This is a genomic window from Spiroplasma endosymbiont of Tiphia femorata (assembly GCF_964020225.1).
Lineage (GTDB): Bacteria > Bacillota_I > Bacilli_A > Mycoplasmatales > VBWQ01 > Spiroplasma_E.
In genome coordinates, this window is sequence record NZ_OZ026544.1 from 1,706,502 (window position 1) to 1,723,414 (window position 16,913).

Consider the following 16,913-nt stretch of genomic DNA (forward strand, 5'->3'; position numbering starts at 1 on the left):
TTACTCCTTAATAAATATAGTTTGTTTACGATCTGGACCAACAGAAAATATTCTAATTGGAACACCCACCAACTCACTAATTTTTTTTAAATAATTTTTAGCATTTTCTGGTAATTCATCATAACTAGTAATATTAGTAATATCTTCATTTCAGCCAGGCATAGTAATAAAATGTGGTTGACATTTATTAAAGTTATTAATTTGAGAAGGTATGTATCTAATTATTTCGCCATTTAAAGTATAATGCGTACAAATGCTTAATGTTTCAATACCAGTAAGCACGTCTAACAACATAACAGCTAAACTAGTAAATCCATTAATTTGTGCACTATACTTAGCAATAACTGCATCAAATCATCCAATTCTTCTTGGTCTTTTTGAAACTGTGCCATATTCATTACCAGTCATACGAATATAATCTGCTAATTTACCAAAAACTTCACTAGGAAACGCACCAGCACCAACTCTTGTACTGTATGCTTTAGTTACACCAATAATTTCATTAATTGCTTTTAAAGAAATACCTGAACCAATAGCAATTGAACTAGCACTTGGATTAGAAGATGTTACAAAAGGATATGTACCATGATCTAAATCTAATAAAGTACCTTGTGCTCCTTCAAATAATATCTTTTTATTTCTAACTAATTGTTCATTTAAAAATTGACCAGTATCAATAATTAAATCTTTAAAGTATGGTAATAATTCTAATAAACGATTATATATTGTTTGCACATTAAATTCTTTTTCATATCCATAAACATTTTTTAATATTTTATTTTTAATTAACAAATTATCAGTAATCAATTCTAATAGTCGTTCCTTATCTAATAAATCGCCCATTCGAATTCCAATCCGATTAACTTTATCAGCATAACAAGGTCCAATTCCTTTTTTAGTAGTGCCAATAGCTTTATCACCCTTAATTTTTTCTTCATATTCATCAAATGCTAAATGATAAGGTAAAATAATATGAGCACGATCAGAAATTCGTAAATTTTGACAACTAAAACCAGCAGCTTTTAAATATTCAATTTCAGAAACTAATTTTTCTGGATTAACAACACAACCATTAGCAATAACACAATATGAATCTTTATTAAAGATACCAGAAGGAATAATACTTAATTTATATTTTTGATGATCAAAAACAATTGTATGTCCGGCATTATCACCACCACTTCAACGAACAATAACATCAGAATTTTGACTATAATAGTCAGTTATTTTGCCTTTTCCTTCATCACCTCATTGACAACCAATAATAGCAGTAGTTTTAAATGGTTTTGGTTGATCAATTTTTGATATTAAAATATTTTTAGTATTAACAATTTTATTAGTAATTTTTTGATTTTCTTCTTTTATTATATGTTTTGACTTTTCAAAATCTACTTTCATCTTATTAACGATTGGCTTAAGAGTGTCAGTTTTTATTGATTGCGTTTTTACTTTAGTTGCTTTTTTTACATCTTTAACTTTTGGTTTAATAGTTTTATTAAGTTGTTCAACTTTAGTTTTTGCCTTTTCTATTGTTGGTTTGATTATATTTTTTTTTGCTTTCATATTGTCTCCTTTATACTCAAAAAAAAGTATTTATAAATTTATAAATTAATTATATAATTATTTAATAATGATTATCAAAATATTGTTATTAAAAATAAACTAGTAAAGGAAACTTAAAAAATGAAATGAAATTTTGATAATGACAGTTTTCAAAATGATAATAATGATGATTTTGACAAACTTTGTCCTATTTGTAAGCAGAAATTACTAGAAGCAAAACTTGAAAAAATAAATGAAATAAATCAATATCAGCAAACACAAAATGATATTTTATTAATTGAAGAAATAAAAAAAGAAAAAGAAACACAACTTTATGTTTACTTATGTAGAAAACATAAAAATGAAAATATTCTTTAATATTTTTATAATATATTAATTATTTTTTATTATATTTATTCATAATATTTTCAAATTTACTATCAGTAATTCAACTACTAATGCTTTCTACAAAAAATTGTTTATGATCGTTTATATTCTTTAACTCATCATTACTAAACTTACTCAAAACTCAATCAGCCGTGTTAAAATTAGGATTTTTACCAACACCAATTCTTAATCTTTGAAAATCTTTACTACCAATTTGATTAAAAATACTTTTAATTCCATTATGACCAGCAGCACTAAATTTTTGTTTGTATTGAAATTGACCAAAATTTAAATCAACTTCATCGTGAATAATTAACACATTTTCAATTTTAATTTTAAAATAATTCATAAAATTTGAAACACAAAAACCTGATAAGTTCATAAAAGTTAATGGTTTTAAAAAAATAACATCAGTGCCATTAACAACAGTTTTAACATATTGACCATTAAATTTAGTTTGATTAATTTTTAATTGTAATGTTTCACAAATCATATTAATAATAATAAAACCAATATTATGACGTGTCAATTCATACTCTTTACCTGGGTTTCCTAATCCAATAACTAATTTCATCTACTTTAAATTTCCTCTTTATTATTTTTTACTATTTTTTTTATTAATTCATTTGTTTTATCATCATAAACTTTTGTTAATGATTTATTATTAATTGAAGCATCAATCATTTTTGCAATAAAATCAGCAATTGAAATAATTTTTAAGCCATTAAATTTTTTTTCTTCAGAAATTTCAATAGTATTAGTAATAACAACTTCCTTAATAATTCCATCAATAACAGATTGTTTCAAATTTTTTGAAGCTTGCCCACTAAAAATACCATGAGTAGCTAAAATATAAACTGATTTTGCACCATGTTCTTTAATAGCTTTTGCTGCATTAATAATAGTACCACCTGTATCAATCATATCATCAATAATAATAGCATTCTTTTCTTTAACATCTCCTAGTACAAACTTAACTTGACTTTGATTAGGAGTTGTTCTTCTTTTATCAATAATTGCCAAAGGTACACTTAAATAATTACCTAATCTTCGAGCACGAGTAACACCACCATGATCTGGAGATACAACAACTAAATTAGTTAAATTTTCTTCAATTAAATAAGATGCTAAATCTTGAGTTGCTCGTAAATCATCAACAGGAACATCAAAAAATCCTTGTTCTTGTGGTGAATGTAAATCAACAGTAATAACACGATCAACACCCGCAACAGTTAATAAATTTGCAACAAGTTTACAAGTAATAGGTTGTCTACCACCTTGTTTTCGATCTTGACGAGCATAACCAAAATAAGGAATTACTACATGAATTTTAGCAACAGATGCACGAACTAAAGCATCAACAAAAATTAATAATTCCATTAAATTATCATTAGTTGGCGGCGAAGTTGATTGGATAATATATACCACTTTCCCTCGTACTGATGTTATAGATTGAATGTTAAATTCACCATCAGCAAAACGACTAATTTCTGCTTTTCCAGGTTCAATATTAAGTTTTTTACAAACTTCTTGTGTAAATTTTTGACTAGCACTTAAACCAAAAACTACAATGTTTTCTACATTATTCATTAAATCCTCCTTTACATGTTTCTAAAAAATTATAATTATAATTTCATTATACAATGTTTATTACAATTTAAGTATATTAAATTTAAAGACTATTAATTAAAAATAATTAATAAAAAGTTATATCTTTTGCAAAAAAAAATAAAATCATTATAATAGTTAACGGATAATAAATATTTAAAAATATGTTTATTAATAAACAAGGATTATTGCTGAGGTGTTTTATATACTTATTATCCACATTCTAATATCATTAATTTTAATAATTATTCTGAAAGGTATTTATTATTAATAATAGTAAATAACTGATAAAACATTGAAAATGTTAATTCTTCAGATCTTATTGTTAATGATCAAGATAAGTCGTTAATTAAATTAACGGCTTTTTCTTTGCTATTTAAATAAATACCCAAATTGTTAACTAATGTTTTTCTCTTATTAACAAAGCAACTTCTTACAAATTTTCAAAATAATTGTGGTTCATCAACTTGAAATTTAGGATTTACTTTAAAATAAACAACACTACTTGTGACATTAGGTATCGGAGTAAAATTATTAGGACTAACATCAAAAATAATTTTAACATCACAATAAAATTGACACATAACAGAAAGATTATTATATACTTTAGTTTTAGGTTTAGCACAAAATCTTTGTGCAACTTCTTTTTGCATCATTAATGTAAATGAATCAAATAATTCAATATTTTCTAATAATTTTAAAACAATTTGTGAAGTAATATAATAAGGCAAATTTGCAATTACATGAATTTTTTGATTTATTGCAAATTCTTCATTAATGATTTTTTTTAAATCTAAATTTAAAAAATCATCATTTATAATTTTTAAATTTTTGTATTCATTTAACTCTTTTTCTAAAACAGGAATTAATTTTTTGTCAATTTCAATTGTTACAACTTTTTGCGCAGTGCTGAGTAATTTATTGGTTAAATGACCAATGCCCGCTCCAATTTCAACAATGCCATCTTCATCTTTAAAATTACTAGTTTTAACAATTTTATCAATTATATTATTATTAATTAAAAAGTTTTGTCCAAACTTTTTAACTGCATGTAAGTCGTATTTTTTCAATATTTTTTTTGGATTTTCCATTATTATTCTCCAATTCACATTTTTAGTTAATTATATACTAGTAATAATTAAACAAATAGTTAGCCAACTAATCATATATGCTAAATTTACTACTAGCAAATCTACATGTGGTAATATTAACATATATCAACTTAATAAATAAATATTAATTTGAGTGGGAAAAGGAGATGATTTTTATATGGCAACAAAAATAGAGGTTGCTAATGACGGACACAATAACCAAGACGTTAATATTGTTTCTCTAGATTTAGGAACAAGAAATTTAATTGTCAGAGTTAATGGAAGGGTTGTTTATAGTCAACCATCAGCAATTGTATTTGATACAGAAAACGGAGAAGTATTCATTGGTGAAGCCGCTTTATTAATGAAAGAAAAAACTCCAGCGAATAAAATTTTCAGAGAACCAATGGCTAATGGTGTTATTAGTGACAATAATGCTTTGATTGCTTTATTAACTGAAATTTTTACACAAATTATTGATGTGAAAGCTGAAAAAATTTGAGAAAATTCAGTAGCGCTTGTAGCTATTCCATCTAAGGTTTATAAATTAGATAGAACTGTTTTACGTGAAATTCTACAAGGAAAAAAAGTAGCTAAAATTCCAATTTATAGCGATAAATTTCCCAAGAGATATAATGAAAGTAATGAAAGCGTAATGAAAGCTGAAAAAGTTGTTATTGTTCCTGAAGTAAAATTGGCAGCTATTGGTGCTGGGGAAGCACTTTGAGATGCTTCAGGAGTATTTATTCTTGATATTGGTGGTGGAACTTCTGACTGTGCCATTTTATCAAGTGGAGAAGTTATTGTTCAAGATTCAATTCCAATTGCTGGAAATGCTATTGAACGTAATATTAAAGAACATTTTGAGAAAATGCACTATATATCTCTTAGCTCAATGGAGGCTGAAAAAACAAAAATTAGTGCTGGTATTTGAATAGATGGTGAAAAAGATAGTGAAAATAAAATTACTATCCATGGAAAAAGTACTAAAACTAAAAAACCTGAACAAATTACAGTTCCTAAGCAAGAAGTAGCTAGAGTAGTTACCGAAGCCTTTGAACCAATTGTTGCACTATGTAGTGACATTATCGATAAAGCTGGACCTGCCTTTTCAGAAATGATTATGAAAGACGGTTTAACTATCACTGGTGGGGGTGCTTTGCTTGAAAATATTACAACTTATCTAAAAAAACGACTAAATTTAGAACATGTGGTATCTGCTAATAATCCAAGAGAGTGTGTAATTAGAGGAACTCAAGCCTATGAAACTCATAAACAAGATGTATATGAAAAAGGATTCATTAGACCAAGTAATTAAATAGAAGGAGGAAAAAAAATGGGATTATTTGATAAAAAACCCAAAGAAAACTTAAATAAAAAAAGTAATATTAAGTCTATTAATGACTACCAATGATTAGCTTTAGATGTCGGAACAGAAAACTTTAAAGCAAGGTATGTTAACATTGGACTTACATATGATGCTCCAACTTATCTTGCTGAAGACTATGAAAAAAATGTTATTCTTTATGGTGAAGAAGCTAAAGCTTTAATTGATAAAACAAATGAAAATGTTGTTATTAAGCGTCCAGTTCGTGATGGTAATATTGCTGATCCAGATGCTTTACAACGTATCCTTGCTAAAATTTTTCAAGATTTTAGACTTGAAATTAAAGATTCAAAACAAGCTGATAAAAACCGTAATTTAATTGTTTTGATGGCAACACCAAGTGAAATTAATTCAGTACAAAGAGAAGCACTAGAAAATATAGTTCATCGTTTAGGAGCACTTCGTGGATTTGTTCAAGAAGAAGTTAAAATGGCAGCATTAGGTTCAGGCCAAGATATTTTTGGAACTGCAATTATGTGTGTTGATATTGGTGGGGGAAGTACTGATATTGCCGTACTTAGCAACGATTCAATCCTATATTCATATACAACACATTGTGCTGGAGACTATTTAACACAAAAAATTCAAGAATACATAGCTAAAAAGCATGCTTTAAAAATTGGTACTAAAGAAGCAGAAGATGTTAAAAAGAACATCGGTTCACTTCTTAAATATCAAGATGAAAAACCATACACTATTTCAGGTGTTTCATTACCTAGATTAGACTCTCAACCAGGAGAAACAATGTCAATTTCTAAAACTATTGAAATTACACCAGAAGAAATTCGTGAAAATGTAATGCAAGTTCAATTTAGAGAACATGTTATTCCATCAATTCGTAGAGTACTAAGAACTTCTGGGGAAAAAGCTGCTGGTAGTGTTAGTGACTTAAAGAAAAAAGGTAAGGGAATCACAATTTGTGGTGGTGGAGCTTACATTAAAAAAATTGATGAATTTATTAAAGAAGAATTGGCTAAGGAATATTTCATCGAAGTTAAAGCTGAAAAAAGTACAAAACCAATTCGTCAAAAATATGAGGGAGATATCTTTGAAGTACGTGTTGCTCAAAATCCTTTAGATAATGTTATTGATGGTTGTGTAAAATATCGTGATACAATTTACAAACAATTAATAGCTGAACAAAATCCTAACCGCGAAATTCTAACAAAAGACGAAGATTTAGGATAAAAAATAAGTTTAAATAAAATGCACTTTTAAAATTTATAGAAGTGCATTTTTTACCTATATAAATAATAAATTACTATATAAAATAAAAAATTAATAATCACGCTTAAAATACATCATTAACTATTTCAAAAAAAATATCATAAAAATCATATAAAATTATTAATACATCTTAAAAGATTTAAAGATTATAAGAGTATTAAATTAAGATATGAAAAGATTACTAACTATTTTAGGGACACTAATTTTAATTAAGAACAAGTTTAACTATTATGGCATGTAGTGAAACCAAACAATAAATACAATCCTTGCCAATACAAGTATCAAAATGAAATGAAAATAATGGTAATGATTTAGTTATCAGTTTCAAAAAAAGCAAACAAAAATATGAAATGCCTAGAAGGTACCAATTAATATTTTTTTCTTTCTGTAATTATTAATTTAAATAAGGAATTTGAAATTATTAATAATAATTTTTTTAAAAGGAGATTTTATGAAAAAATATCGTAAATTTTTTATAATTTTCATAGTTTTATTGGTTACTGGTTTACTTGCTTGAATTATTGTTTGAAGTTGCCAAACTAATTATAATCGTGATTATTATCTTAGTTTATTACGTTATCGTTGATCATCAGAAATGACTAGTTTTATTAAAGAGAATGAACGAAAAATTAAAAACCCAGCTAGTCAAATGGCAAATAATGAATTTAATAGTTTTTATGATACTGCTAGTAAACCATTACCTTTTCTTGATTTTAATCAATTAGCACATGATTTAACTAATACACGACTAGGAACTCAAAACAATAATGTTGATTGAGAAAAATTATATAAAGATGTTGGTTTAAGTCAACTTGCTACTGAAACAGCAAAAAAAGAACAATTACGTTTTTATAATATTATGGCAGGAGTATATGGTAAAAATAACATTTTACGTTTAATGCAAAGTGTTACTCAAGCACCAATATCAAATAAAAACGTCGTTGCTTATAATCAATATTCTTATCTAATTAATAGTCAACGTCAAATTTATGGTCCAGATTTTGTTAATATTAAAGAAATTATCGCAAACTATCAAGCGGGTTGATGAGCAACTAATAACATAATTAGTGTTAGTACTCATGAATATGGTCATGCTTTCGATAATTTTTTATCATTAACGGATGCTGAACGTAGTACGTTTAATAACAATTGAAATTGACCTAAAAATAATAAAATCGAAAATTGTTTACTTAATAAAAATATTTTTAAAATTAATAATGATTATTCATCTGTTTGAAGAGCACAAAATCACGTGATGAGGCCGCCAATTTCTGATTGTAGTCAATTATTAATGGATTACTTAAATGATAAAGTTAATATTAGTAATAGCGATTATCAAAAAAGATTAGTATTCCCAATGATTATTGTGCAAAGTAATTATGGTCGTATATTTTGAAGCCAAGCGAAACCCTATAAAAAAGGTGAATTTTTTGCCGAAGCCTTTGCTGAATGATTATTAACGCCGCAATCTAGACGAGGGTGAAATTGAGAATTATTAAATGATTTTTTTATTAAAAAATTACCAACTTATTTATAAATTTTTCCATAAAATATTTTAATTAATAAACTTTTTTAATTCTTCTGTTTTTAAAATTCCTAGAATTTTATTAAAATTAATATTATTTATACTAGTTAATCTTAATAATCTTGTATTTTTAATAGTTTTTAATTTATCAAATATCATAGATTTCCTATCTTTTTTAATTTTAATATTTTAATCCAAGAAGTCTATTATATAGAGAAACATGAAGCAATATTAATAAAGGAAAATTATATAAAATAATAACCTAAAAATAAAATAATATTTATTTTTTTACAAATTAATTATTATTAATAAGTTTTATTAATCTTTTTTGTCTAACAAAATAACCAATTAAAATTAAAACTCCAGGAATAACAAATGTTGTTAAACTAAATAAACCTGTTAAAAATAATCATTTTTCTTCAATAAAATAATTATTTAAACAAAGTAAAAAGGGAATCACTTGAAATAGTCCATAAATAATTATTAAAATAATAACTAGTGAAAAATAATTAAAAAATGTAAATATTCCATAAATAATACAGCTAATAAGTAATATTATTGACATAATCATTCCAATTATTAAACCTATTTTAATAAAATTATTATTATTTATCATTTTTTCATTACTCCTTTTTTTACTTTATATAAAATTTTAATATAAAATGTTATAATATTATTATACTACTTATGGGAGAAAGATAATCTAATGCAAAAAATAAATATTTTGTTTAAAAATCAGATTCAAAAGAAAATTAAAGTAAATAATTTATTAAAACATAAAAATCAAATTGTATATTTTTATAATGTAATTGTCTTTAAAACATATATTAGTTTATTATTATTACTATAAATAAAAAATACAAACTTAAAATACTACCAATTGACTTTCCAATTGATAATAATACTACTACTTTTTCATCTAAATTAATAATTTAACAAGTTAATATTATTAATTTTTTAAAAAATTCTTTAAAAGAATACTATAAAAATAGTAGACACTGCTTATAAAAAATTAAATAATATAAAAACTTTTTTCTAACTAAAAGCAGACTGTAATTCAAAGTTTTACACTTCAAATTACAATCTGCTTTAATAATTTTATATTATAACTTTATTTTAAATATTTAACTAATAATCTATTGCAAATTTCAATCCATACCCTAAACTTCTAGTTAAATAGACATTAGAAAATGACATATCGAATGTTAATTTTGCAGGAAATAAAAATTGAATGTGTCAATCAAGATTATCAAAAAATAATGCAGTAGTTATACCTCTAACAACTTCAGCAGTTGCTAAAAAATCTTGATACGATTCTTTAAATGAAAAATTCATTCTATTATATGCTACTTCTTCATCTGTAATTTTTCCCTCATTAATTTTATTGATTTCTTTTCCCATTATTTTTAAAGGAACAGAAAATACATCATAATGATCTGAACCTCAGTCTATTTTATCTGAACCATTATTTAAAAATCATTCTAATATTCTAATAGATTTTGGTTTTTGAAAAGATTTTAAACCTGTAGAAACTACAAAATCTCAACTTTCATAAGCTGGATTTGATACTGATGAAGTTTTATAACTATGAACAATATCTTTTTTATTTTCACTAAATTCATAAGTTATTTCTTTAACTTCTTTTGGACTATTATTTATATTTAAAAAATTATTTGCATTTGTAAACGCTAAACCAATCGTTCCTAATAATGTTATTAAAGTTTTCATATATATTTTCCTTTCATAAATTAAAATATTACATTTTTATTTTTATAAATATTCCATAATTTATTTTATTAAACTTCTGGAACTCAATTAACTTTTAAATCGTTATTTTCACCAATAAAATGGTTCTTTCCTTCATCTGTTAATGTTAATTTAACATGTGTATCATGTTCTTTTAAATCTTCTGTAGTTAAAGGATCACCATCTACTTTTACAATATTAATCATATTAATATCTAATTTTGAAAAACCATTTTGTTTTTTTAATTCTTTTACTAAAATAGTTTTAAATTCATCAATATCTGCTTTACAATTTACAGTTGGAGTTGTTAAAAATTTTAAGTTTTGTTTAACAAATAAATTTAATGAAACATCATATTCAACTGTTTGATCTACTAGTTCAACTTTATTTGTTTCTTGTTTTACTCCTTTATATAAATTTAATTTAATTTTAATTGTAATAAAATTTTCTGAACCAATAATTAAACCTTGTTGATCTTCTGCAGAATATATTGCTACTAATTCATTTTCTTTAACTTCAATATTTTTATCTTTGGAAATTTTTTGAACTGGAACTGTATTATTAATTGGTACTATAATAGTTGCTAAATCTACTGTTAATTTTGATCAAACAAAATCATATGTATTATTTTCTTCGTTATATTTAATACCAAAACCTTCTAAATTACTAAAGTCATCAACATTATAACTAGAAGCAAATGATTTACTTAAAATACTTTCTGATGTTTTACAAGCAACTATTGCTGTTGTACTTACTGTTGTAAATCCAATCGTTCCTAAAATATTTAATCATTTTTTCATTTTTATAAAAAAACCCTTTTTTATACACTTATTATATTATTATTTTAAAAAAAATAAAAAAATACATTTTTAAATGTCAACAATATTTTTTATCGATTAAAATGTATTTTTTATATTTAAAATTATTATTTTAACTGTATAAAAAGTATAAGCCATTAACTATTTTAAAAGTAATAACTTTAACTTTATATAAAAAAATACAAATTAAAAAACTAATTGTTTTTTAATTTGTTCACTAATTTCTTTACTTTCTAAAACTTCAATTAACTTTAAACCAAATTCAAATACAGCACCAATTGATTTTCCAGTTATAATATTATTATCAACTACTACTTTTTCATCTAAAATAATACTTTTATTTAAACCAATATTAGCGTCTGGAAAATGCGTAATTTTTTTGTTATCTATTAAATTTAATTGCCCTAAAATTTGCGGTGCTGCACAAATAGCAGCAATAAACTTATTACTATCTTTAGCAAAAATAACTAACATTGATTTTAATAATTCATTTTTGCTTAAGTTTTCTACTCCAATTTTACCACCCGGTAAAATTAGCATCTTATAACTTAACAAATCAATATCACTGATTTTCTTTTCACATAAAATAAAAACATTATGACTTGATTTGATTTTTAAGTCATTTTCAATACTTACTAAATCAATAATAATATTAGCCCTTCTTAATAGATCAATAGTAATTATTACTTCACCCATTTCATAGCCTGTTGCTAAAAAAATGGCTACTTTAAACTTCTCATTATTACTCATTATTTCTTTTCAATTCATTATTTAATTTAAAAACATTAATAGCATTTTCCCTAATTGCATTAATAATACTTTGTTTTGGGATCTTCTTTAATTCAGCTATTTTATTAACTGTAAATATTATATTTTCTGGATGATTAATTGTTAATCCATTTTTGGGATTTTTGCCTCTTTTTGGTTCAGGAGTTAAATATGGCGCATCTGTTTCAACTAATATTTTATTAATTGGTATATTTTTTGCTACCTCTTGTAACTTCAAAGCATTTTTATATGTCACATTACCTGCAAAAGAAATATAAAAACCTTGTTTTATAAATTTTTCAGCTATTACTTTTGTTCCCGTAAAACAATGAAGAACACCATTAGTAATATTTTCTTTTTTAATAATTTCAAAAGCATCTTCAAAAGCATTACGAATATGTAATAATACGGGTAATTTATGTTCTTTAGCTAATTTTAGTTGTTCAATAAATCATTTTTTTTGCAATTGTGGTTCTGTAAATTTATGATAATAATCTAATCCAATTTCACCAATAGCAACTACTTTACCAGTTGCTATTAATTTTTTCAATTCTGAAATAGTATTACTATCGCAAGTATTTACTTCTGTTGGATGAATACCTACAGCTGCATAAAGATTAGGAATTTTTTCTTCACTCTCAAATTCATAAATTTGACTAACAGCTTGCTTACTAGTATTTAAGTCAAAACCAACATTACAAATACTACCAATACTATCACCTGCTGAATAAGCATCAGTTAATAATTTTAATATTTCTGTTTCATCATAATGTTTTGACATTAAATGACAATGAGTATCAAAAATTCCATTATTAGCCATATATTTTACCTTCCCTTTTATTTTCCTAAACAAAATCTTTTAAAAATTTCATCTAATAAATCAGTTTCAAATTTTTTACCTTGCATTTCTAAAATCTTATTTCATGCAGTTTGTAAGTGTACAATAATTAAGTCTATCGAAATATTCTTTTTTAAATCTTTTAATGCTTCTGAAATACTAAGTTCAATTTCATCCAAATATGCTAATTGTCTTGTATTCGCAAAAAGTAATTCTTTATCAAAATTAATTTCAGTAGTTATAATTTTATTTTTTATTCCTAAAATTAGATTTTCAATTTCGCCCATTATTGCACTAACTTTTACCACATTAAAATTATTTTTAATGTCTAATTTTAATTTTAACCTTAAATCCGTTTTATTAATAGCAATAAGGTAATTTTTATGTTTTATTTTTTCTAATAATTGTTTATCCTCAATACTTAAATCTTTTGAACCATCTAGTACTAATATTATTAAATCTGCTTCGTTTAAAGCCTTATGTGATTTATCAATACCTGCTTTTTCGATATCATTTAAAGTATGACGTATACCTGCTGTATCAATTAAATTTAAACTAATATCACCCAAATTAATTTTGCCTTCTACCAGATCTCTTGTTGTTCCTTCTTCATTAGAAACAATAGCTTTATCTTCATTTAAAAGCACATTTAATAGGGAAGATTTTCCAACATTAGGTTTTCCAATAATAACTGTATTAATTCCCTCTTTTATAGTTTTAGTAATTTTACTATGTTCTTTAATAACTTTTATTTTATTTAAAAATTTTTCAACTAAAGGAATAACATTATTAATTGTTTTTTCCTCAACCCCATCGTATTCAGGATAATCAATATTAACTGTTATATTAGCAATTAAAGTTAGTAATTCTGAAGATAATTCATCAATTAGTATTCTTGTTTTACCACTTAAACTATTAATAGCGGTTTTTAAAATAGTATTATTTTCAGCCATAATTAAATCATTAATATCTTCTGCTTCAATTAAATCAATTTTATCATTTAAATAAGCTCTTCTCGTAAATTCTCCTCTTGTTGCCATTCTCATACCTGTAGATAGTAATAATTGCAAAATTTTTTGTGTTATTAGCACTCCACCATGACAATTAATTTCAATTGTATCTTCACCTGTAAAAGATTTGGGAGCGCGATAACATGCCAAAACAACTTGATCAATTTTATTCTTATTATGATCAATAATATATCCTGTTATTAAAGTGTGACCTTTTTGATTTAAAATATCTTTATCAAAAACCTTATTTAATAGCTCATAAGTATCTTTTCCTGAAATTCTAATAATACTAATTGCTTGATTTAAAGGTGCGGTTGCAATTGCAGTAATAGTATCATTTAACATTTTTTCCTCTTTTCATTTAAACAATCTAAGATTTTAAATCTTAGATTACTCTAATTTTCCAATCTAATTACTACATGATGGTTATAACCTATACCTTCAGAAAAACTTGATATTCCTTCAATATTTTTAACTATTTCATGTATAATTTTTCTTTGGTTATTAGGCATTGATTCAAAATGAAACATTTCTTTACTTATTCTTATTTTTTTTATAATTTCATATATTCTAATTTTTAAATTTTGTTTTTGAATATTTAAATAATTATTAACATTTATTACTATTTGATAGTTTCTTTTAAATTTTGTTTTTAAATAAGTAATAAGTAAATTTTGTAAAGCACTAATTGTATAACCTTTTTTGCCAATTAAAATTGAATTTTCATTTTTACAATTAATATTAATATAAAATTTATTGCCATTTAATATTATTTCTTCTTGATAATTTTTTATATTAAAAAGTTCCAATAAATCATGTCATTTATCATTCAAATAATTTTTAACATCATTTTCGTTAAAAATAAAAATTTTAGTAATGGTTTTAAATAAACGTTTTTCTATACCTAATTTTATATAAAATGTCTTGGGGGGTAAATTTTTGATAGTTTTTTCTAAATCAATATTTTTTTAAATGATTTAATTTCCATCTTTTTTTCTCCACATTATAATAAATTACTTATTTTTTTTAGGTTGAACAACTATTTCAGATTTTGTAAATATCTTTTTAATCTTATTTGAAAATGGTGTACTAATTGTACCATTTTTTTTATAACGGCTACGTTTATGTTTATTATAGTAATGAAAACCAAGAGTTTGAAATATTTGTAATATTCCAGAAATAATTCAATAAATGCCTAATCCTGAAGGAGCAACACATACATAAAATAAAAACATAAAAATCATAACGCTTTGAATAATAACTTGTTTTTTTAATGCAGCTTTTGCTTCTTTAGTTTTAATCTTCTGCCGTGAACGATTTAAAAACATCGGTAATAACATAGAAACTAATTGTGTTGGTATATATATAACAATAATTATTAAATACATAAATTGGCCATGGGTAACCATAGTTCATGGTTGTTCAACTAAACTAATAGCACCAACAACAGTATTTTTTAATAAATTAGTTGATTTCATAACAGTAAACATAGCTGTTAAGAAAGGAAGTGATAAAAACATTGGAATAAAAGCAGCCATTGGATTTATTCCTTCTTTTTTATAAATAGCCATTAATTCCATTTGTTGTTTTTGTTTTGCACTTGGATCACGTGAATGTTTATATTGGGCTTGAATTTCGGAAGTTTTCATTTGCACTGATTGCATTTTTTCCTGATTTTGTTGGGCTTTAAAAGTAAATACTAATGTAATAAGTTTAATAATTAAGGTTGTAAAAATAATAGCAAAAATAACACTTACTGATCAATATTTTGAATTTACATCAACTCCACCACTTAATCCAGCAGAAATACTAACTAAGATTCAAGCAATTGGATAAACAAACATTCCAAAGAACGGTGATTTAGTTTGCGTTCAAGCTTCACTTCATGTTCTAATCCCTGTAAATCCATACTCATAAATATTATTACCATTAAAATGAAAAATGTGATTTTTTGCTACATCACTGTTACCAATAAGTAATTCAAAAAAAACAGTCGCTACATTATATTTTTGAAAATCATAAGCTGAAATAACATCACTAGTTGCAACATTAGGATCACCCATAGTCTGACCGCAACCTCAAAGTGTTGACATCAATAAAAAAGTCCCTAAAATAATTTTAGTTCATTTTCATGTTATTTTTAATCAAACGTTTTTTTTCTGTTGTTCAGGAAATAAAAACTTTTTATATTGCATTAATTTTACTCTCCTATAATGGGATTTTCATTAAAAGATGTAATAAAGAACTAAGATTTTCTTCATATGTATTAGATAAATAATTTTTTCTAATCATAATTACTATATCTACTGGTCAATCTTTTTTAATATCTACTAACATTCCTCGTACTTGACGTTTAATCTTATTACGTGCAAAAGCAAAACGAACTAGTTTTTTTCCTACTGATACACCTACTCGTATAGTCTCAAAATCTACTCTATTCATATAATAGATAAAAAATTGACCATTTGAAATACTTTTTCCTTCATTAATTAAATATTTAAAATGATGATTTTTCAAAAGGCGGTATTTTTTTTCCATATTTTGTTCACCTTATTTTATTTTTTAAACTATGCTGTTAATTTTTTACGTCCTCTTTGACGTCTTCTTTTAATAACATTAATCCCTGTTGCAGATTTCATTCTTGCAAAAAAACCATGAGTTTTTTGATGTTTTCTCTTACTTGGTTGATATGTCGGTTTCATTTTTTTCTCCTTTTTTTAAAATTCTAATAAAAAATCATTAAGAGTATTCTAACATAATATTTATATCTTAACAAATTATTCTGTTTATTTTTAATAAAAACAATATTAGTTTAACAAAAAAAACATTTATAATATTAAATAATAAATATTATTTTTTTTTATTTTTTTTTAAAAGTATAATACAGATTATAATTATAAAAAAGTTATCAACATTAATCCACAATTTATCCACAATAATTATATTAATTAAAGAGGTTTTTAAAA

The 16,913-nt window shown here is 24.2% G+C and carries 19 protein-coding genes; 4 read left to right on the plus strand and 15 right to left on the minus strand.

The features are described 5' to 3' along the window. On the minus strand, window positions 1–1,563 hold the full coding sequence (locus AACK83_RS10495; protein WP_338958411.1) for an adenylosuccinate synthase: 1,563 nt from the start codon (window positions 1,561–1,563) through the stop codon (window positions 1–3). 120 nt (window positions 1,564–1,683) lie between these two features. Here AACK83_RS10495 and AACK83_RS10500 point away from each other — a divergent pair, with 120 nt between their 5' ends. Then, window positions 1,684–1,920, plus strand: a complete 237-nt coding sequence (locus AACK83_RS10500) for a hypothetical protein (protein ID WP_338958413.1) — start codon at window positions 1,684–1,686, stop codon at window positions 1,918–1,920. A gap of 19 nt (window positions 1,921–1,939) precedes the next feature. On the opposite strand, the gene pth is transcribed toward AACK83_RS10500, so the two are convergent. The 3 genes from pth to rsmA all read right to left on the minus strand — a co-directional run bounded on the left by pth (window position 1,940) and on the right by rsmA (window position 4,628). Then, on the minus strand, window positions 1,940–2,503 hold the full coding sequence (gene pth / locus AACK83_RS10505) for an aminoacyl-tRNA hydrolase (RefSeq protein ID WP_338958416.1): 564 nt from the start codon (window positions 2,501–2,503) through the stop codon (window positions 1,940–1,942). Window positions 2,504–2,508: 5 nt separating this feature from the next. Further along, on the minus strand, window positions 2,509–3,519 hold the full coding sequence (locus tag AACK83_RS10510) for a ribose-phosphate pyrophosphokinase (RefSeq protein WP_338958419.1): 1,011 nt from the start codon (window positions 3,517–3,519) through the stop codon (window positions 2,509–2,511). Between the two features lie 263 nt (window positions 3,520–3,782). Continuing rightward, a complete protein-coding gene (gene rsmA, locus AACK83_RS10515) occupies window positions 3,783–4,628 on the minus strand; it encodes a 16S rRNA (adenine(1518)-N(6)/adenine(1519)-N(6))-dimethyltransferase RsmA (protein ID WP_338958421.1) in 846 nt (281 codons plus the stop codon). A 178-nt stretch (window positions 4,629–4,806) separates the two neighbouring features. Between rsmA and AACK83_RS10520 the strand changes: the two genes are divergently transcribed. The 3 genes from AACK83_RS10520 to AACK83_RS10530 all read left to right on the plus strand — a co-directional run bounded on the left by AACK83_RS10520 (window position 4,807) and on the right by AACK83_RS10530 (window position 8,779). After that, window positions 4,807–5,946 carry a rod shape-determining protein gene (locus tag AACK83_RS10520; RefSeq protein WP_338958423.1) on the plus strand — a complete coding sequence of 380 codons (1,140 nt, stop codon included), beginning with the start codon at window positions 4,807–4,809 and terminating at the stop codon, window positions 5,944–5,946. An 18-nt stretch (window positions 5,947–5,964) separates the two neighbouring features. Then, a complete protein-coding gene (locus AACK83_RS10525; protein ID WP_338958426.1) occupies window positions 5,965–7,203 on the plus strand; it encodes a rod shape-determining protein in 1,239 nt (412 codons plus the stop codon). Between the two features lie 490 nt (window positions 7,204–7,693). Continuing rightward, window positions 7,694–8,779, plus strand: a complete 1,086-nt coding sequence (locus AACK83_RS10530) for a hypothetical protein (RefSeq protein WP_338958428.1) — start codon at window positions 7,694–7,696, stop codon at window positions 8,777–8,779. A gap of 18 nt (window positions 8,780–8,797) precedes the next feature. Here AACK83_RS10530 and AACK83_RS10535 read toward each other — a convergent pair whose 3' ends face one another. The 11 genes from AACK83_RS10535 to rpmH form a co-directional block, all read right to left on the minus strand. Beyond that, on the minus strand, window positions 8,798–8,926 hold the full coding sequence (locus tag AACK83_RS10535) for a hypothetical protein (RefSeq protein WP_338958431.1): 129 nt from the start codon (window positions 8,924–8,926) through the stop codon (window positions 8,798–8,800). Between the two features lie 136 nt (window positions 8,927–9,062). Then, window positions 9,063–9,383 (minus strand): hypothetical protein, encoded by a 321-nt coding sequence (locus AACK83_RS10540; RefSeq protein ID WP_338958434.1) that lies wholly within the window; start codon window positions 9,381–9,383, stop codon window positions 9,063–9,065. Window positions 9,384–9,895: 512 nt separating this feature from the next. Further along, a complete protein-coding gene (locus AACK83_RS10545; protein WP_338958437.1) occupies window positions 9,896–10,495 on the minus strand; it encodes a hypothetical protein in 600 nt (199 codons plus the stop codon). Window positions 10,496–10,563: 68 nt separating this feature from the next. Next, a complete protein-coding gene (locus tag AACK83_RS10550; protein WP_338958440.1) occupies window positions 10,564–11,313 on the minus strand; it encodes a lipoprotein in 750 nt (249 codons plus the stop codon). Between the two features lie 204 nt (window positions 11,314–11,517). Further along, the gene (locus tag AACK83_RS10555) at window positions 11,518–12,081 is read right to left on the minus strand and encodes a DJ-1 family glyoxalase III (protein ID WP_338958442.1); all 564 of its coding nucleotides are present in this window, start codon (window positions 12,079–12,081) and stop codon (window positions 11,518–11,520) included. After that, window positions 12,074–12,919 (minus strand): TatD family hydrolase, encoded by an 846-nt coding sequence (locus AACK83_RS10560; RefSeq protein ID WP_338958445.1) that lies wholly within the window; start codon window positions 12,917–12,919, stop codon window positions 12,074–12,076. Before AACK83_RS10560 ends, AACK83_RS10555 begins: the two co-directional genes overlap by 8 nt. A gap of 17 nt (window positions 12,920–12,936) precedes the next feature. Beyond that, a complete protein-coding gene (gene mnmE, locus AACK83_RS10565) occupies window positions 12,937–14,292 on the minus strand; it encodes a tRNA uridine-5-carboxymethylaminomethyl(34) synthesis GTPase MnmE (RefSeq protein ID WP_338958449.1) in 1,356 nt (451 codons plus the stop codon). 50 nt (window positions 14,293–14,342) lie between these two features. Beyond that, on the minus strand, window positions 14,343–14,780 hold the full coding sequence (locus AACK83_RS10570; RefSeq protein ID WP_338958452.1) for a protein jag: 438 nt from the start codon (window positions 14,778–14,780) through the stop codon (window positions 14,343–14,345). Between the two features lie 180 nt (window positions 14,781–14,960). Beyond that, window positions 14,961–16,142 (minus strand): membrane protein insertase YidC, encoded by a 1,182-nt coding sequence (yidC, locus tag AACK83_RS10575; protein WP_338958455.1) that lies wholly within the window; start codon window positions 16,140–16,142, stop codon window positions 14,961–14,963. A 13-nt stretch (window positions 16,143–16,155) separates the two neighbouring features. Continuing rightward, entirely contained in the window at window positions 16,156–16,485 is a 330-nt protein-coding gene (gene rnpA / locus AACK83_RS10580) for a ribonuclease P protein component (RefSeq protein WP_174481422.1), read from the minus strand. Between the two features lie 29 nt (window positions 16,486–16,514). Then, window positions 16,515–16,649: a 50S ribosomal protein L34 gene (gene rpmH / locus AACK83_RS10585; protein WP_174481423.1), complete on the minus strand. Its 135-nt coding sequence runs from the start codon at window positions 16,647–16,649 to the stop codon at window positions 16,515–16,517. Window positions 16,650–16,913 lie beyond the last annotated feature (264 nt).